Here is a 17,149-nt window from a genome sequence, read left to right on the forward strand (position 1 = left end):
TAATGTTTCTCTCCCTCTTTCCCTTCCCTCATTTTAATTCTCTGCAATCAATTGTTCCATCTTTCAATACCCAAAAGAAAAAGCGAGCATTACAGCTCGCTTTTAGTTATTTTTCATATTGTATTTTTTCATAAAGCGATCTGCACGGCCGCCTTTATCCGCAAATTTTTGTCTGCCTGTATAAAATGGATGGGTATCTGACGTTACCTCCATTTTAATCAGTGGATACGTGTTGCCGTCTTCCCATTCCACTGTTTCATTGGAAGTCTTAGTAGATCCGCTCAAAAACTGTTTTCCGCTGTTTACATCCATATATACCACTTTATTATAAGTTGGGTGAATTCCTTGTTTCATCAAAATTTCCCCTTTCATTAAATCGTAATAATTACGTTTTATATAATATCGCACAACTTACTTATTGTCAAATTACGAGTTTTAAAATCCCAGTTTTTCTAGAAGAGGAAAATAAAAGAATAAAAATTAGAAGAAAGTGGATAATAAGGTAGGAAATTTATATGAAAGCTGCTTTTAAGAAGGTCAGTTTTTCCTCCACTAAACTCATCTAAAGTTAAGCTTTTATGCACTTTAACAGATCATACAGTGTTAAGGGGCTAAAATACAAAGATAACAGTTCAGAAAGGCGGATTTCTTATGTCAGATTTAGTACTGGCCCGGTCATTATTTGGCACTACAATGGGATTTCATATCATTTTTGCAACATTGGGAGTTGGAATTCCTCTCATGATATTTGCTGCGGAAATTATGTACTTAAGAACAAAGGATAAGGATTATACCATAATGGCAAAAAGATGGACAAAAGCTCAGGCCGTCTTGCTTGGTGTTGCTATTCCAACCGGAACCATTGCTGCAACACAGCTTTCTCTCTTATGGCCGGGATTTATGGAAGTGATCGGGAAAGTAATGTCTTTGCCATTTCAAATAGAAGTTTATGCCTTTTTTATAGAAGCTTTATTTATGTCAATATATGTTTATGCTTATGACAGGCTTTCAACTAAAATGAGGCTGATCACTGTATTTCTTGTATTTGTTGGAGCAGCAGCATCTGCCATCCTTATTACAAATGTTCATGCCTTTGAAGGAACACCGGACGGATTTACCATTCGAAATGGTGAAATAACTGATGTCAGGCCATGGAAGGCCTTTTTCAATCCAAGTTTTGCTGTCTCGGCAGGACATGTAGCCGTCTCTGCTTTCATGACAGGCGGCTTTGTCATCGCCTCTATTGCAGCCTTTAAAATGGTCAAGCACCGCAAAAAAGAAAGATTATATCACTTTCACCGGAAAGCTTTAATGATGGGGCTTGTACTGGGAGGTATCTTTTCTTTCGTTACAGCTTTGAACGGCCATGCTTCTGCGCAAAAACTCTATGAATACCAGCCGGAGAAACTTGCAGCAGCAGAGGGGCTGTTTAAGACTCAGGATCATGCTCCGCTTGCAATTGGTGGTTTTACTGATAAAGACACCCAGGAAGTCAAAGGGGCTATTGAAGTCCCATGGGCATTAAGCTTCCTTGCAGCCAACAGCTTTGACACGGTTGTGAAAGGGTTAAATGATTTTCCAAAAGATGAATGGCCGCCTCTTTTTGTACATACACTTTTTAATTCGATGGTAGGTATAGGCAGCCTGCTGATTGTTCTTTCTCTTTCCGGATTTTTATGGAGAAAGGTGCTTAAAAAAGATACTTTTCCAAAATGGTTTTTATGGGTATGTATGATATCCGGTCCGTTATCTATACTTGCAGTTGAGTTCGGGTGGATTTTCGCTTGTACTGGAAGACAGCCGTGGGTGATATACAGAATGCTAAGAACGGCTGATGTTGTCACACAATCTGGCCAGATTGGAACCCTCTTTATTTTATTTACCGCTATCTATCTCATTTTAGGTGCAGCAGTAATCCTTGTACTGACCTTTTACTTTAAAAGAAATCCGCTTGAACCGGAAATCAAAGAACAAGTCAAAAGTGATGGTGTTAATGCTTACTAACTAATCATTTCCTAGCTTTTAACTGCTTTATTATTCTTTACTGGAAAAGGACGTGAGAAAATGGGTGTCTCTCTTAATGCGCTGCTAGCCATTTCAGTTCTTTGGGGATTTATATTCATATATGCCTTTATGGCCACAATGGACTTTGGTGCAGGCTTTTGGTCCATGCTTTATATTAAAAGCCAGAAAACGAAAGCGACCAGCATTGCCAACCGTTATCTTTCTCCAACATGGGAAGTAACAAATGTTTTCATTGTAGCGATCGTTGTTGCCTTGTTTAGTTTTTTTCCCGGTGCTACCTTCATTCTGGGAACTGTCCTTCTTATTCCGGGCAGTATCATTCTCATTCTCCTGGCCATTCGAAGCGGATTTTTGGTTTTTTCTCATGTAGCCAAGAAATATCATAATGCTTTAACTTACATATCGGGAATTTCGGGTTTTATTATTCCCGCTTTTTTAATCTCTGTCCTTCCCGTCACACATGGAGGATATATTGAAATTGTGAATGGTGTTCACCAGCTTCAGTTTTCAAAACTCCTTACAAGCCCTAATATACTTTCGTTTGTAGGATTCGCTATCAGCAGCACGCTTTTTTTGTCAGCCTTATTGCTTGCTGATTACTCTGTCAACCTGGCAAAGGATCTTGATGCTTATCGGGTTTACAGACGCGATGCCCTGATAACAGGTCCAATTTCACTAATAATGGCCTTTTTCATTATGCTTACCTTAAAAAGCGAAGCATCCTGGATTTATTTGAACATGATGAACTACATCCCTTATTTGATTGGTTCCGTTATTATGTTTATTGTAGCTGGCGCCGCTTTGTTTTTCCCTTCAAGAAAACATAAAGGAGTGATTGGAAGACCAAGACTCGCCATGATTGCTATAGTGATTCAGTATCTTCTTGCCAGCTATGCTTACGGAAGAGCCCATCTTCCCTATATGATTTACCCGGATGTTACACTGGATGCCGGTTTCACACACCCTAATACCTTTAAAGCGCTCTTCATCTCGTACATTGTCGGTTTTATCATTCTTTTCCCTGGCTTTATCTTTTTCTGGAATATGTTTATGAAAGATAACAGAGAACTAAAAGAAAATGATTCAAGTCGGCCTGAATGAACTTTGTTCGGTGTGGAGAAAATATATTCGTTCCACACTTAAAGGGGGGATGGCAATGGCAAATCAGAAAATTATGTGTGAAGTCCACAACTGCAGTTACTGGGGCAGCGGCAATCACTGCACAGCAGATGAAATCTATGTAGTCAGCCACACTGGAGAACATGCTTCAAAAACAGAAGAAACAGATTGCAAAACCTTCAAACCACAAGACATATAAGGACTGGGCTGGCCCGACAAGAGGGCCAGTTTTTTAAGTTTTCAAAGCCTCTTACGAATCGTATTTTTATACAGCCTATTGTAAAAAGAGGCCGGCTGCAAAGTCCGGCACATCAGAAAAGGATAAGCAGGAAGGGGAAGTGTTTTCCTTGCACTTTTGCTGCAGCCCTAAAGGCAAAGCAGTTATTGTTCCCCCTTTCTTTATCAAGAATAGGTAACTCCATTTGTTTTGACAAATGCAAATGACACAATTTTTCTGAATAAAAATCCCCTTTTTACAAGATAAAATAAAAAAACTTCCCTAAGGAAGCTAGTTTCGGTATATCTTTTTCATTTTTGTATATTTATGCAGTTTTTTCAGATCTACGGTAAATCCAATTCCCAGCTCCTTTGGTACTCTGACTTTGCCATTTGTCACTATTACTTCTGGAGAAATAAGATCTTCTTTCCAGTACCTGGATGAAGCTGAAATATCGCCTGGAATGATAAAGTTCGGCAAGGATGAGCAAGCAATATTATGCGCCCTTGAGATCCCTGTTTCAAGCATCCCGCCGCACCAAACCGGAATATTATTTTCCTGGCAAACATCATGGATTTTTATGGTCTCTGACAACCCGCCTACTCGTCCAGGCTTGATATTAATGACTCTGCAGCTTCCCAATTGAATCGCTTTGCGTGCATCTTCCCTTGTAACAATACTTTCATCAAGGCAAATTGGGGTTTTAAGTTCTCTTTGCAGCTGGGCATGATCAATGATGTCATCAGCTGCAAGGGGCTGTTCAATCATCATTAGCGAGAAATCATCCAGAGCTTTTAACCGGGCTGTATCCTGTAAAGAATAGGCAGAATTTGCATCTGCCATAAGCGGAATATTCGGAAATTCCTTTCTTATGCTGCTGATCAGCTCGATATCCTGTCCAGGCTTTATTTTGACTTTAAAGCGCTTGTATCCTTCATCTAAATGGTTCTCTATGCTTTTCAGCATAATAGGAAGCGGGTTAAGCCCAACCACCACTCCTGCCTCAATTTCAGAACGGGTCCCTCCAAGCATACTGGCTAGCGATTTGCCGTTTTTCTTTGAAAAATAATCCCATACTGCTCCTTCAAGAGACGCCTTTGCCATGTTGTTTCTTTTCAAGCCTCCGAAAAGAGGCTGCAGGTCGCTTGGATGCTCGAATTCATGTGATAAAAGCAGAGGTATCAAAAAATCTTTCAGCATATGAAATACTGTTTGAACCGTTTCCTCTGTATACCATGGAGAAGAAAAGGCAACAGCTTCTCCCCAGCCTGTCAGTCCATCTTTATCTGCCGCTTCAATAATAATGCTTTCCCTTTTTGTTACTCTTTCAATACTTGACGTAAAGGGGCTCACTAATTCCATTTCGGTAAAATGCAATGATACTTCTTTTATTCTCATCGACTTTGATCCTCGTTTGCCCACTCTTTTAACGTTCTGCGAAGCAGTTTCCTTGAAGCGTTTCTCGGAAGCTCCGATGTAAAAGTGATATAAGCAGGAATCTTGTATGGGGCAAGATATTCTTTGCAATAATCAATAAGATCTTGCTTTTCAGCATTAGAAGAAAGCACGATAAAGGCATGTGGAACTTCTCCCCATTTTTCATGGGATGCACCTGCGACCCCTGCTTCTTTTACAGACGGATGTCCAGAGAGTACTGACTCGATTTCTGCCGGATAAACATTTTCTCCTCCTGAAATAATCAAATCAGATCTCCGGTCCAAGACATATAAAAAGCCTTCCTCATCAAGAAGGCCGATATCTCCAGTGCGGAACCAGCCGTTTATGATATTTTTTTCTGTTGCCTCCTCTCTTTTCCAGTACCCTGGTGTTACATTCGGTCCCTTCACGAGAATCTCTCCTGCCTCATTAGCTGCTTTCTCTTCCCCGTTCTCGCCCAAAATTTTTATTTGGTTTGGGAAAAGAGGCTTTCCCGCAGAACCAAGCTTGGAAATACTGTATTCAGGAGAAAGAGTAGTGAACTGAGATGAAGTCTCGGTCATTCCAAAGGTCTGAAAGACAGGGATCTTTTTTTCTTTGCACTCTTCAAGCATGCTTTTAGCAGCTGGTCCGCCTCCAAGCAGCATGCAGCGGAACGTTTTAGGATATTTTCTTTCTCCCATTTCTTCAATCATTTCCTTCAGCATCGTTCCTACTACTGAAATCGTTGTAATTCCTTTTGTCATAATCGTTTGATTGATGGACTTTGCGTCAAATTTATCAAATAATACGACAGAAATTCCATATATGACGCTTCGAAAAAGAATCGACAAACCGCTGATGTGAAATACAGGGACAGCTGCAAGCCACTTGTCATTCTCACTGAGTCCCAAATTCAGCAAAGAACCCGAAGCACTCCACCAATGGTTGCCAAAGGTTTGCTGTACTCCTTTAGGAAAACCAGTCGTGCCGGATGTATACATAATGCTTGCTGTTTGCTTTAGATTAAATTCCTTTTCTGGAGTATAAGCAAGTTCCTCTGCTTGATTTAATTGATCTAAGCTAATGACACTCGTATTGGATGCTTCTATTTTTCCTATTAGAGAAGCATCACAAACAGCCAATTTCGCTTCCGCATCTTCAAGCTGCCACCTTAGTTCTTCTTCCGTCAGCCTTGAATTTAAAAGCACAGCTTGTGCTCCTGCATAAAAGATCGCATGCAGCAAACTCACCATTTCAGCACTATTTTTCATAAGGACAGCAACATGGTCACCTTTCTCTACACCAAAATTTTTCAGCTTAAGAAATTTTAATGTTGCTTCTTCATGTAATTTCAGAAATGTAAACTCCTTCTCGTTATATACCAGACCGATTCGTTCAGGAGTCAGGTGAGCCCTCTGCATCAGCCAGTTGGGCATAACCATTCCATCTTCCAACATTTTCACCTCTTAAAATAAGACCGTTCTCAATATTGTTATTCGTTCCTGTTTTAATTTCGGTAAGCTGTTAAACTTGGCTGTTGATTCAAGCAGGCACTCAAGCTTTAGCGGGCTTACCTTAGAGCTTCCTCGTCGCTTTGCTCCTGCGGGGTGTCTCCCATGACACGTTTTCTAAGCAGGAGTCTCACGCCCTCCGCTCCAATCAACAAGGTGTAAAAATCAACTTTAAGCTTTAACTGAGCCACTTTTCAATAAAAGAGTGTGCTGATTAAATATCAATACTCTTTCTGATTGTGTTTAAAAACCTAAAGAAAACAGCCTGACGAGGAACTCATCAAGCTGTTTGGCCAATTAAACTTAAGGGAAACGAGGGAACTGCTTGAAGTCCGGATTGCGTTTTTCTTTAAAAGCATCCCGGCCTTCTTTCGCTTCATCTGTTGTATAGTATAGCAAAGTAGCGTCCCCGGCAAATTGCTGAATCCCTGCAAGACCGTCTGTATCAGCATTAAATGCCGCTTTAAGAAAACGAATTGCAGTCGGGCTTTTTTCAAGAATTTCTTCGCACCATTGAACTGTTTCTTTTTCCAATTCTTCAAGAGGAACGACTGTATTGACAAGTCCCATGTCCAAAGCTTCCTGTGCGCCATATTGACGGCATAAATACCAGATTTCGCGGGCTTTTTTATGTCCTACAATGCGTGCAAGGTAACCTGATCCATAGCCTCCATCAAAGCTTCCCACTTTAGGTCCTGTTTGTCCGAATACAGCATTTTCTGCTGCAATCGTTAAGTCACAAACGATATGAAGAACATGTCCTCCTCCAATCGCATAGCCTGCAACCATCGCAATAACAGGCTTCGGTATCACACGGATCAGACGCTGCAAATCAAGCACATTCAGCCGTGGAATATTGTCGTCACCAACATATCCGCCATGACCGCGGACTTTCTGGTCTCCGCCTGAGCAGAATGCTTTTTCCCCTGCACCAGTTAAAATGATGACTCCTACATCAGAATCGTCTCTTGCATATGCAAAAGCATCAATCAATTCCATTACAGTTTTTGGACGGAATGCGTTATGTACTTCAGGACGGTTAATCGTGATTTTAGCAATGCCATTATACGTTTCATACAGAATATCTTCGTAGTTTCGTTTGGATACCCAATCAAAAGCCATGTTTAAATCCCCCTTAATTTGTTTGTGTTAAAAACTCATTTACTATTTTACCAAAAATCTGAGGTTGTTCTACATGCACTGCATGACCTGAATCTTTTATAATCTGCAAACTGGCTTCAGGCAAAAGAGATTGCATCTCTTCGTTTATCATACAAAACTTCGTATCCCATTGGCCAGATATCAGCAGCACTTTTTTATTAAATCTGTTCAGCCTGTCCCACCAGGACGGCTGAGCACCTGTTCCCATACCGATCAGGCTGCCGGCAAGTCCTTCAGGAACATTCTGAAGACGCTGCTCCCGAATACATTTACGCAACTTTTCAGGAAGTCTTTTTTGCGTTTCAAACAAAGAGATATTTTCCCATTTATCAACAAACGCAGATATTCCCTTTACCTGAATTTCATCTGCAAGACTTTGATCCTGCTGCATGCGCTTCTTTCTTTCAGCCGGAGCTTTTAGACCTGGTGAACTGCTTTCAAGAATCACCTTTTCAACCCATTCAGGATAAGTCATTGCAAAAGAAAGAGCAAGTCTTCCTCCCATGGAATACCCTAAAAGAGAAACGGGTTCACCAGCCAGTTCTTCTACTATTATTTTAAGATCTTCCACAGCATTCATCATGCTATAATGTTCTGTTTCCTTCGGGCTGGCCGATTTGCCATGGCCAATAATGTCTATCAAAATTAGCCGAAATCCAGGAAAACTATCAACAAAAGGGATCCAATTTTGTGAAGAGCCGGTAAAACCATGGAGGAATACTAGCGGCTCTCCCTCTCCATATATTTCAATATGATAATGAAGGTTTTTGACATTTTTAATCATGTTTTAGCCTGCTTTTTATTTCCCGGGAAACACGTTGCAACAAATCCCGATGGAAACTGACACGCTCGTGACGGTTCGTCTTAATTTCCAAAAGAGAAATCCCCCTCTTTTGAAGGCTTGCTGAAAATTCCTGTTTAAAATGATCCCAATTTTTGATTAGGCTGTAGCTCGCATCATACAGATCTGCAGCATGCTTGAAGTCAAGTCCTGTCGGCGTTCCGAAAAGCGTTTCAAAATGTTTTTCTTCCTTAGATTGAGGCAAAAAGGAAAAAATGCCTCCTCCATCATTATTAACGAGAATGATGGTAAGCGATACATCATTCAGTTTTGCTCCTAGAAGACCATTTAAATCATGATAAAATGAAAGGTCGCCTATTACCAGTACAGCAGGTTCGTCCTTTGCAGAAGCTATCCCGACTGCTGTTGAAACAACTCCGTCAATTCCATTTGCTCCTCTGTTTGCAAATATGGTTATTTCTTTTTCAGATACAGGAAAGTACGTATCTGTATCTCTAATAGGCATACTATTCCCCACGATTAACTGAGAGTGAGATGGCATAAGCTCTCCCAATAGAGAATATATTTTCCCTTCAAACATATCCGGTTCATCTTCTATGCTTGAAAATGCTTCCCGAAATACATGGTTTGCTCTCTTCCAATCAGAGAGCCACTCATTGCCAGCAACTTCAGACTCCAATAAAAATTCCATCACGGTACTGCAAAATAATCCTTCGTCAGCTGCAATAATTTCCGAAGCAGCAAGAGATGGATCTCTCCACTCACCTTCTCTGTCAATAATCAGCTGAACAATTTCAGGATGGTCTCTCAACTGCAGAAAGAGAGGCTTTGAAACAGGCATGGCACCAAATCGAATGACCAAATCAGGCTTAAAATGCTTGTTTAGTTCATCATCTTTCAGGATCGAATCATAATATTCAATTATTTGGTCCTTATTGTGACCGCCTGTCCTTAAATTGGAAAGCGGATCAGCCAATATAGGAAATTGACATTTTTCCGCAAAAGGAAGGATGTGTTTGTGAAATTCTTCACTTTGTACGTCACCGCAAACAATCAGGCCTTTTTCAGCCTGCCGAATTACTTTGGCAATCCGGTCAGCCTCAATTGCTGAAATGGCTGGCAATGAAGATGTCCTTACAACATGTCTCTTTCGCTCCCAATCATTTTCCCATAAATTTTCGAGCTCAAGGTCAGGCAAAAGCGGCTCGCGAAATGGGAAATTCAAATGAACAGGGCCCATCGGCACTCCAGTACTGTATCCAGCTGCACGGCCAGCAAGAGTTCTAGCATATTGCCTCATAGAAATACTGCTTTCCGGAAGGGCTGCATCAGCAAACCACTTGACATATTTTCCATATATATGGATTTGATCTATTGCTTGCGGAGCCCCTGAGTCCCTCAATTCATGCGGCCTATCGGCTGTTAAGACAATAAGAGGCACGTGGCTGTAATGGGCTTCAATAATAGCAGGGAAGTAGTTGGCTGCTGCCGTGCCCGAGGTGCAAAGGAGCGCCACCGCATTTTTTTTAGCTTTGGCAAGTCCAAGGGCATAAAAGCCAGCAGAACGCTCATCTATTTGCAAATGAACTTTAATATTTGGGTGCTCCGAGAGCAAAATCGCCATCGGAGTGGACCTTGACCCGGGGCTCACGACAGCATCTGTTATCCCTTGTTTAAACAGCTCATCTACAAATCCCGCAGTATAAGCTGTTAACTGGTCAGATTTCATGTAAATCCCCTCCTAACGCTGATAACATAGGTTTTAGCTTTATCATCGTTTCAGCATACTCCGATTCGGGTTCTGAGTCCTTTACAATCCCGCATCCTGCATATAGGTCAGCTTCTTTTCCCCTTAACAGGGCGGACCTTATCGCAACTGCAAACTCTCCATTATCTTCACCGTCAAACCATCCAACGGGACCTGCGTACCAGCCTCTGTCCATTGGTTCAATTTCTCGAATCATTTCAACAGCTTTTTCTTTAGGCAATCCCCCAAGAGCTGGTGTTGGATGAAGTGTTTCAACGATGCTCAAAAAAGAGCAGCCTTTTTTTAAGGTTCCTTCAACAGGTGTAAACAGATGCTGTATATTTTTAGTTTTATACAGGCCAGGTTCCTGCGGAATTTGAACTTCATCACAGCAGTCCTTCAAAGCTCCTTTAATCATTTGAACAACATAATCATGCTCTTCAAGATTTTTTTGGTCATGAAGGAGTGTTTCGCCTAGTAATATATCTTCCTCATCAGTTTGTCCCCTTTTTATGGAGCCGGCCAAACAAGTTGAAAGCACCTTCTGTCCCTCCAGTTTGACAAGTCTTTCCGGTGTAGCTCCAAGGAAACAGCTCTCACCGTTTTCAACTGCAAAGATATAGGAAGTTTTCTGTTCATTAATCAGTGTTTGAAGAACTTGCTCTGCTTGAAGCTGATCATTAAAAGTCAGCGTAATATCCCTTGCAAGGACAACTTTATCAAGTTTTCCTGCTTTAATGGAATCTGTTGCTTTTTTGATGGATTGCATCCATTCTGATTTATGATGTTCAGCAAAAGAAAGTTGCTGCGGGTTTTTTTCTTTCCATTCAGCTGCGTGTTTTTTTATTCTTACAGTCTGGAATTTCTGGAAATATTCCAGACATCGTTCAACAGGATCATAACTTTGAATAACCTTATTTATCGTTAAAAATACACCTTTATCTGTTTTTGAAAGCATACAGGAAGGCAAAATAAAACGCGCTTCTTTAAAGTCTTTCCATTTCGCTTCATCATTTTTAAAAGGATCAAATGAGAATCCTCCTAATAAAAGCGGTCCGAAAGCCTGATCCTGATCATTGGCTTCCTGATAGAATACAACTTTTTTAAAGCGCTTCCATTCCTTTTCAACTTCCTGAAACCTTGCGTTCGTTTTATCTTCGGATGTAATGACAAGTTCATTGCCCAATCCTGCGAATGACTGTCTTCCATTTGGTGACATCCAGAAAAACCTTTCTCCCGGAGACATTTCCTTTCCGAATGTAAAGAACTCAAGGGGGCCCATTGAATCCAACTTAGAGACATGGCTGACGATCACAGGGTTTCCTGTTTTAACTGCCATATCCAAAGCAGATAATATGGTTCGCTTAAACGTGTCCTGCAGCGTAGTAATCACCTAAATTACCCCCCAAATCCGTAAACTCACTTTTTTAAACATACATCTTTGAAATTAGCGTGTCAATAGTTGCAGATTGGCTCAGCTTGACTGCTTTTAACCTCATTATATAGATTTTATCTTCATTTAGAAATTAATGCGTCTCAAAAACTTGCTGGAATTATTGGAAAGAGCAAGAAAAGCTATTATCCTCAAGGATTGACACAAGGCTTACTTTTCCCTACACTATTGTTGGGTCCGTTTGCTTTTTTTAAAATGGAGTTAAGACTCATTTGTATTTGATCGTTATACAAAAGAATCATTTTTTTTATTAGGTATTAAAGGAGAGAAAACTATGCATCCTGATACACATACACCTGATGCTAATCCTAGCGGGTCTGATAAAAATTGGAAAGTATGGTGGATGCTGCTTCGCCCTCATACACTGACAGCAGCTTTTATCCCCGTTACGCTCGGTACAGTCATGGCATTAAAGGTACATTCATTTCATATATGGCTCTTTCTTGCCATGCTGTTTGCATCTATTTTGATACAGGCCGCAACGAACATGTTTAATGAATACTTTGATTTTAAAAGAGGTCTTGATAACAAAGATTCTGTCGGAATTGGAGGGGCAATTGTCCGAAACGGAGTAAAGCCTTCAATCGTATTGAATCTTGCGTTTACGTTCTTTGGCATTTCGACTTTGCTGGGTGTTTACATTTGTTTTGCGTCAAACTGGTGGATTGCATTAATAGGTACTCTTTGCATGGCAGCAGGCTACTTATATTCTGGAGGACCCAGACCGATTGCATATACACCTTTTGGAGAGCTGACGGCCGGTTTTTTAATGGGAGTTGTAATAGTACTCATTTCTTTCTTCATCCAAACTGAAACCATTACACTTAATTCCTTTCTTATTTCTATTCCTGTTTCACTGCTGATCGGTGCGATCAATCTCGCTAACAACATAAGAGATCTTGATGGAGACAAATTAAATGGAAGAAAGACATTGGCTATCCTTATGGGAAAAAGAAGAGCAGTAAAGTTTCTGGCATTTATTTTTATCCTTTCTTATTTGCTTATTATTTCTTTCATCCTTCTGGATATTGCACCTATATGGAGCTTGCTTGTCTTCCTAAGTCTTCCTAAATCCATTTTTGCTGTTAAAGCATTTATCGGAAAAGAAATGCCGATCGAAATGATGCCTGCTATGAAAGCAACAGCACAGACAAATACTCAGTTCGGCTTCCTTTTGGCAATTGGACTGTTTTTAAGCTATCTGATCTGATACGGACTTGTGTCCGTATCTTTTTTAATGGCTGTTTTTTCCATAGATTGTTGCTATTCGCAAATCCCTTTATCACGCATTTTGTCTTGCTTCTTGGCATCTTTAAGATATTTATTTTTAAAAAGCAACAAAGTTCAACAGTCCAATTATTTCAACTCATGAATCACTCTCGGAATGCTCATAATAATGTAAGGAAAAAATTATTGCGAGGAGAGGGTAGAAATGCTGACACCCGAACAGCTGGACAATTTCCGTTCACAGCTCGTTACAGCAAAAAATGAACTAATTGCGCGTTTTAATGAGAACGGCCATTATGGTTTGGAGAATGGTCACGCCCATGAATCGACAGGTGAATTATCAAGCTATGACAACCATCCTGGTGACGAGGCAACAGAACTGTTCGAAAGAGAAAAAGATCTGGCCCTGAACGAGTTATCTGAAGAGGAGCTTCATGATATAGATCATGCACTTAAAGCATTAAATGAGGGAAGTTATGGGATATGTGAAGTATGCGGCAAGCCAATTTCAGTGGAACGTCTTTCAGCACTTCCAACAGCTGTTACTTGTAAAGACCATTCCCCTAACCAAACTGTTTCTCATGACAGGCCAATTGAAGAATCCGTGCTCAAGCCGCCATTCGGGCAATTTGATTTCGATGATCGCGACGAGTCTGTGGCATATGACGCAGAAGATACTTTTCAAGAGGTTGCTGAATTCGGTACCTCTGAAAGCCCATCTGATTTTGAATATCCTCCTGAAAGATATGATGATATGTATATTGAATCCGATGAACCGATTGGATATGTTGAGGACCTTGAAAACTACATTGGAACAGATATTTCCGGAAAAAATGTTACTGTTTATCCAAGTGAGCTTCATGAAAAATATGAATCAGAGCTTGACGAGGAAGGAATCATGACTGAGTTTGGCGACCTGCCTGCTTATGAGAAGGATCCGTATACAGAGGATTACGAGAAAAGGGATTGATGAAAATCCTGTAGTTATTACCGCTCTCTTAGTAATTATTATGGCAAGTAAGATCAGCTGGATTTCTGCTATTTTGCTGGTTCCTTATCTTTTGTGGACAGGATTTTCGACTTGTTTTAATTGAGAGAGCCAGAAATAAGGCTGGCTCTCTTATCTATTTTTTTCACAGGAAAAAATTAAAAATAACGGAATTCGCATCCTTCTTTCGTATTCGTTTTTGTTCTCAAAATATTCTTTTACAGGCTTTCCCTCCCGCAATTCCTTCACAGTAAAGCCAGCTCCTGTTAATAGCCCAAAATAGTCTTCCACTGTGCGATGGTATTTTACAACCACTTCCCCAATCCATGGCTCTATTCTTTTCCCGCTCTGAAAATAATCATCTACAATCCAATCTAACCTCTTGCCGGATGCTTCGAGGCTTTTAGAAGAAGAAGTAAGCAAAGGGTGCTGAACGCTAAACACAAACTTTCCTCCGTTTGAAAGGCAATCATATACTTTATCAATAATGCGGTCTATTTTTTCAACGTAATGAAGTGCTAATTGGGAGACAACAATGTCAAAAGAATTCGAAGGAAACCCATAATTCTCCATCGATTGATGGATAATATTTCCATTCCTGCCTTTTATTTTTTCTCCTGCTCTTTCACACATGTTTTTCGACCCGTCGACTCCTGTATAGGAATGACATTCTTCAAGCAATTCCAATCCAAGGGAAGCATCCCCGCATCCTAAATCGAGAAGAGCCTTCCCGTCTATCTTACCCAGCATCTCCCTTAGCAAAGGGTTTTCCATAATGATGTTAGGACTTTCCGGACGATGCCTGCGCTCCATATACCGCTCAAAAAACTCATTATTATCATAAACTGCTGAACCTTTATATTCCATTCCCAGACACTCGCTCCCCTTTTCCAGAATATTGTATTTATTCGACCATACCAAATACCGTTAAAATAATATATATTAAATATATCTGCTGAACAATTGGAGACAATGTATAAGGCTCTTTTCTTAAACTTTGTTGCCCATGACCTTATATTACGGTTAACAAACCATCGGGAAGGTAATATTCTTTAAGAAAAGAAGCCCCGAAGCTTGGCTGAATGCGTGATAAGAGCTTGTACGAATGTTTGTTTCCATTCAGCGAATACTACAAATAAAGATAAACTTGAGGGGGACCTAAAATGAATGCACATGAAATTGCCTACAAAATTTATGGCGATGATATGCAGTATGTTGAAATTGAGCTTGATCCTGAAGAAAGTGTAATTGCGGAAGCAGGCGGTATGATGATGATGGAAGACGGCATAGATATGGAAACCATCTTTGGCGATGGCGGCAATCAGGGTGGCTTTCTCGGTAAGCTTGTCGGGGCCGGCAAACGGGTTTTAACAGGCGAAAGCTTGTTCATGACTGTATTTACAAACAAATTTGCAGGAAAAAAACATGTCTCTTTTGCAGCGCCATATCCTGGGAAAGTCATTCCAATTGATCTGACTCAGATGGGAGGAAAGGTGGTTTGTCAAAAGGATGCCTTTTTATGTGCTGCCAAAGGGGTAACGGTCGGAATTGATTTTCAGAAAAAGCTTGGCACAGGCTTCTTCGGCGGGGAAGGCTTTATAATGCAAAAGCTTGAAGGAGACGGACTTGCTTTCCTGCATGCAGGCGGAACGATCCGTAAAATTGACCTGACACCTGGTGAAACGCTTCGAATAGATACTGGCTGCCTCGTTGCGATGACAAAAGATGTTGATTATGGTATTGAATATGTAGGTAAAGTAAAATCTGCCTTCTTCGGAGGCGAAGGACTATTCTTTGCTACAGTGAAAGGCCCTGGCAGCGTTTGGGTGCAAAGCCTTCCGTTCAGCAGGCTGGCAGACCGGGTAATGGCAAGTGCTCCAGGCCATTTTGGACAATCAAGAGATGAAGGAAGCATTCTTGGCGGCATTGGCAGGCTGTTTGACGGCGATAATTAATTGTTTATGAAGCACTGAGGTTTATAATATTGCCCTTTTATTAAGGCTCTTTTCTTAAACTTTGTTGCTTTCTCATCTATATTAGATGATTGCGAACCAATATACCTTGTGAATTTTAAGGAAAGATGCCACGAAGTAAGTCTTAATACCTGTTCAAGGTTAGTACGAATAGCAACAATCTTTGCATATAAAATTTATCAGAAAAGGGGCTGTCTTAAAAGAGCAGTTCCTTTTTCAAATTTGTAATTTACAGTTTCCACATTATGGTTTAAAATAATAGCTTCATTGGTTACTAGAGAAAGGATTTCATCCATTTATTACAGGAGGATTTTGTATGGAAAGCTTACCCTGCCAAGGATGCAAAGGTCTTTGTTGCGGACCCGTTCCAGTAACAGAAAAGGAACTTTCAAAGTTAAAAAAGAAAATTAAATCAATGCCAGCAAAAAAACGCCTTGAGCTCAAAAACCAGCAGCGATACCATGGAACTTGTATCTTCTACGATCTCACTTCTGATAAATGCGGCGTCCATTCGGCCAGGCCGTCTGTGTGCCGGGCTTTCGGATACCATAAAAATCTCGTCTGCTTCCGTAATCCTAAAGCTGCATCAGAGCAGTCTTGGCAGCTTTCCGAAGAAGCTGCAGGTATATTATCGGTAGACTTTACATGGAAAAACTTCGGTTAATAAGGGCATTCACCCATTTACTCTTCTGTTCATAGATTGGTTATACAACAGTCCTAAACAGGAGGAAAATGACGTGAAAATGAAAGGCACTGTAAGAAAAGATATTGCGGTATTCCTTGCTGAGTGCAGTATACTGACCTATGAGCAATTTCATCAGAACGGACTTTTTACAATCCCAGAAGGCTTTCAGGTGGTACTTTCCTTTAAAGCCCTCTCCATATATGAAGAAGAATGGTTTGGTTTTATTTTGGAATCGGATCAATGTGCCGTTATTTCATTTAGAGGGACGCAATCCGACCCTGATTGGATAGCAGATGCAAATATTGGCCAAACCGTCTATCCCTATGCAGATGCAGGAAAAGTGCATAAAGGATTTCTCTCCATTTATGAATCCTGCCGAGAGACAGTTATGGAAGCTCTTAAAGCAGTTCCCTCTCATAAACAGCTTCTGATAACCGGTCATAGTCTTGGAGCTGCCCTTGCGACCCTTTGCGCTCTTGATGTCTATGAAAATACCGATTTCCCCTCCCCTCTTATGTATACATTTGGCGGCCCAAGAGTCGGCGATCAGTCGTTTGTTAACGTTTTTCAGCAAACAGCTATTCAATATCTTCGTTTTGTCAATTTAAGCGATCTAGTCCCTCTGCTTCCTCCTTCACGTATTAAAAACCCTTACACGAACACGGTCTTTACCTATAGGCATTTGCCGCGCCTTTTTCTCTTTTCCATCCAAAAGGGTTCCATCAAAAATAATCACAGTATGTATACGTACCTTGAAGCTATTGAAGAACTTCCTGAAGAATAAAAAAAGCAGAGCACAAAAAAAGACTCTCTAGAGAGCCT

Annotated in this window: 17 protein-coding genes; 9 read left to right on the top strand and 8 right to left on the bottom strand. The window is 40.7% G+C overall.

The window, feature by feature from the left end; genetic code table 11:
- Positions 1-102: 102 nt before the first annotated feature.
- A complete protein-coding gene (locus tag ACOT8F_RS19735; RefSeq protein ID WP_421653648.1) occupies positions 103-354 on the bottom strand; it encodes a type B 50S ribosomal protein L31 in 252 nt (83 codons plus the stop codon).
- A 297-nt stretch (positions 355-651) separates the two neighbouring features.
- On the opposite strand from ACOT8F_RS19735, the gene ACOT8F_RS19740 reads away from it, so the two are divergent.
- From ACOT8F_RS19740 to ACOT8F_RS19750, 3 genes are read left to right on the top strand one after another with little or no spacing between them, the layout of a single operon-like run.
- Positions 652-2,004: a cytochrome ubiquinol oxidase subunit I gene (locus tag ACOT8F_RS19740; protein ID WP_421653649.1), complete on the top strand. Its 1,353-nt coding sequence runs from the start codon at positions 652-654 to the stop codon at positions 2,002-2,004.
- Positions 2,005-2,064: 60 nt separating this feature from the next.
- Positions 2,065-3,126 (top strand): cytochrome d ubiquinol oxidase subunit II, encoded by a 1,062-nt coding sequence (locus ACOT8F_RS19745; protein WP_421653650.1) that lies wholly within the window; start codon positions 2,065-2,067, stop codon positions 3,124-3,126.
- A gap of 55 nt (positions 3,127-3,181) precedes the next feature.
- Positions 3,182-3,343 (top strand): DUF1540 domain-containing protein, encoded by a 162-nt coding sequence (locus tag ACOT8F_RS19750; RefSeq protein ID WP_421653651.1) that lies wholly within the window; start codon positions 3,182-3,184, stop codon positions 3,341-3,343.
- A 309-nt stretch (positions 3,344-3,652) separates the two neighbouring features.
- Here ACOT8F_RS19750 and menC read toward each other — a convergent pair whose 3' ends face one another.
- The 6 genes from menC to ACOT8F_RS19780 form a co-directional block, all read right to left on the bottom strand.
- Positions 3,653-4,759 (bottom strand): o-succinylbenzoate synthase, encoded by a 1,107-nt coding sequence (menC, locus tag ACOT8F_RS19755; RefSeq protein WP_421653652.1) that lies wholly within the window; start codon positions 4,757-4,759, stop codon positions 3,653-3,655.
- Complete coding sequence (locus ACOT8F_RS19760) at positions 4,756-6,237, bottom strand: o-succinylbenzoate--CoA ligase (RefSeq protein ID WP_421653653.1); 1,482 nt, start codon at positions 6,235-6,237, stop codon at positions 4,756-4,758. The genes menC and ACOT8F_RS19760 overlap by 4 nt, the downstream gene beginning before the upstream one ends.
- Before the next feature lie 357 nt (positions 6,238-6,594).
- Complete coding sequence (menB, locus tag ACOT8F_RS19765; protein ID WP_421653654.1) at positions 6,595-7,413, bottom strand: 1,4-dihydroxy-2-naphthoyl-CoA synthase; 819 nt, start codon at positions 7,411-7,413, stop codon at positions 6,595-6,597.
- A 13-nt stretch (positions 7,414-7,426) separates the two neighbouring features.
- Positions 7,427-8,236: a 2-succinyl-6-hydroxy-2,4-cyclohexadiene-1-carboxylate synthase gene (menH, locus tag ACOT8F_RS19770; RefSeq protein WP_421653655.1), complete on the bottom strand. Its 810-nt coding sequence runs from the start codon at positions 8,234-8,236 to the stop codon at positions 7,427-7,429.
- The gene (menD, locus tag ACOT8F_RS19775; protein ID WP_421653656.1) at positions 8,229-9,983 is read right to left on the bottom strand and encodes a 2-succinyl-5-enolpyruvyl-6-hydroxy-3-cyclohexene-1-carboxylic-acid synthase; all 1,755 of its coding nucleotides are present in this window, start codon (positions 9,981-9,983) and stop codon (positions 8,229-8,231) included. Before menD ends, menH begins: the two co-directional genes overlap by 8 nt.
- Positions 9,973-11,394 (bottom strand): isochorismate synthase, encoded by a 1,422-nt coding sequence (locus tag ACOT8F_RS19780; protein WP_421653657.1) that lies wholly within the window; start codon positions 11,392-11,394, stop codon positions 9,973-9,975. The genes menD and ACOT8F_RS19780 overlap by 11 nt, the downstream gene beginning before the upstream one ends.
- Positions 11,395-11,728: 334 nt before the next feature.
- Between ACOT8F_RS19780 and ACOT8F_RS19785 the strand changes: the two genes are divergently transcribed.
- The 3 genes from ACOT8F_RS19785 (at position 11,729) to ACOT8F_RS19795 (ending at position 13,775) form a co-directional block, all read left to right on the top strand.
- Entirely contained in the window at positions 11,729-12,664 is a 936-nt protein-coding gene (locus tag ACOT8F_RS19785) for a 1,4-dihydroxy-2-naphthoate polyprenyltransferase (protein ID WP_421653658.1), read from the top strand.
- Between the two features lie 222 nt (positions 12,665-12,886).
- Positions 12,887-13,651 carry a TraR/DksA C4-type zinc finger protein gene (locus ACOT8F_RS19790; protein WP_421653659.1) on the top strand — a complete coding sequence of 255 codons (765 nt, stop codon included), beginning with the start codon at positions 12,887-12,889 and terminating at the stop codon, positions 13,649-13,651.
- Entirely contained in the window at positions 13,608-13,775 is a 168-nt protein-coding gene (locus ACOT8F_RS19795; RefSeq protein WP_421653660.1) for a tryptophan-rich sensory protein, read from the top strand. The genes ACOT8F_RS19790 and ACOT8F_RS19795 overlap by 44 nt, the downstream gene beginning before the upstream one ends.
- 26 nt (positions 13,776-13,801) lie before the next feature.
- Here the strand turns inward: ACOT8F_RS19795 and ACOT8F_RS19800 are convergent, their stop codons facing one another.
- Positions 13,802-14,536 (bottom strand): class I SAM-dependent DNA methyltransferase, encoded by a 735-nt coding sequence (locus tag ACOT8F_RS19800; protein WP_421653661.1) that lies wholly within the window; start codon positions 14,534-14,536, stop codon positions 13,802-13,804.
- 296 nt (positions 14,537-14,832) lie between these two features.
- Between ACOT8F_RS19800 and ACOT8F_RS19805 the strand changes: the two genes are divergently transcribed.
- From ACOT8F_RS19805 to ACOT8F_RS19815, 3 genes are all read left to right on the top strand, one after another.
- On the top strand, positions 14,833-15,624 hold the full coding sequence (locus ACOT8F_RS19805; protein ID WP_421653662.1) for a TIGR00266 family protein: 792 nt from the start codon (positions 14,833-14,835) through the stop codon (positions 15,622-15,624).
- Between the two features lie 334 nt (positions 15,625-15,958).
- Positions 15,959-16,306, top strand: a complete 348-nt coding sequence (locus ACOT8F_RS19810) for a YkgJ family cysteine cluster protein (protein WP_421653663.1) — start codon at positions 15,959-15,961, stop codon at positions 16,304-16,306.
- A 79-nt stretch (positions 16,307-16,385) separates the two neighbouring features.
- Positions 16,386-17,111, top strand: a complete 726-nt coding sequence (locus ACOT8F_RS19815; protein ID WP_421653669.1) for a lipase family protein — start codon at positions 16,386-16,388, stop codon at positions 17,109-17,111.
- Positions 17,112-17,149: the final 38 nt, after the last annotated feature.

Origin of the sequence: Chryseobacillus diguaensis (genome assembly GCF_049220665.1) — a bacterium.
GTDB lineage: Bacteria > Bacillota > Bacilli > Bacillales > Bacillaceae > Metabacillus_B.

Excerpts from the sequence above, each read along its gene's own strand:
- ACOT8F_RS19750 (WP_421653651.1), top strand. The coding sequence starts at position 3,182 with ATGGCAAATCAGAAAATTATGTGTGAAGTCCACAACTGCAGTTACTGG.
- ACOT8F_RS19795 (WP_421653660.1), top strand. The coding sequence starts at position 13,608 with ATGAGAAGGATCCGTATACAGAGGATTACGAGAAAAGGGATTGATGAA.
- menC (WP_421653652.1), bottom strand. The coding sequence starts at position 4,759 with ATGAGAATAAAAGAAGTATCATTGCATTTTACCGAAATGGAATTAGTG.
- ACOT8F_RS19805 (WP_421653662.1), top strand. The coding sequence starts at position 14,833 with ATGAATGCACATGAAATTGCCTACAAAATTTATGGCGATGATATGCAG.
- ACOT8F_RS19810 (WP_421653663.1), top strand. The coding sequence starts at position 15,959 with ATGGAAAGCTTACCCTGCCAAGGATGCAAAGGTCTTTGTTGCGGACCC.
- ACOT8F_RS19745 (WP_421653650.1), top strand. The coding sequence starts at position 2,065 with ATGGGTGTCTCTCTTAATGCGCTGCTAGCCATTTCAGTTCTTTGGGGA.
- ACOT8F_RS19815 (WP_421653669.1), top strand. The coding sequence starts at position 16,386 with ATGAAAGGCACTGTAAGAAAAGATATTGCGGTATTCCTTGCTGAGTGC.
- ACOT8F_RS19760 (WP_421653653.1), bottom strand. The coding sequence starts at position 6,237 with ATGTTGGAAGATGGAATGGTTATGCCCAACTGGCTGATGCAGAGGGCT.
- menB (WP_421653654.1), bottom strand. The coding sequence starts at position 7,413 with ATGGCTTTTGATTGGGTATCCAAACGAAACTACGAAGATATTCTGTAT.
- ACOT8F_RS19790 (WP_421653659.1), top strand. The coding sequence starts at position 12,887 with ATGCTGACACCCGAACAGCTGGACAATTTCCGTTCACAGCTCGTTACA.
- ACOT8F_RS19740 (WP_421653649.1), top strand. The coding sequence starts at position 652 with ATGTCAGATTTAGTACTGGCCCGGTCATTATTTGGCACTACAATGGGA.
- menD (WP_421653656.1), bottom strand. The coding sequence starts at position 9,983 with ATGAAATCTGACCAGTTAACAGCTTATACTGCGGGATTTGTAGATGAG.
- ACOT8F_RS19785 (WP_421653658.1), top strand. The coding sequence starts at position 11,729 with ATGCATCCTGATACACATACACCTGATGCTAATCCTAGCGGGTCTGAT.
- menH (WP_421653655.1), bottom strand. The coding sequence starts at position 8,236 with ATGATTAAAAATGTCAAAAACCTTCATTATCATATTGAAATATATGGA.
- ACOT8F_RS19735 (WP_421653648.1), bottom strand. The coding sequence starts at position 354 with ATGAAACAAGGAATTCACCCAACTTATAATAAAGTGGTATATATGGAT.
- ACOT8F_RS19800 (WP_421653661.1), bottom strand. The coding sequence starts at position 14,536 with ATGGAATATAAAGGTTCAGCAGTTTATGATAATAATGAGTTTTTTGAG.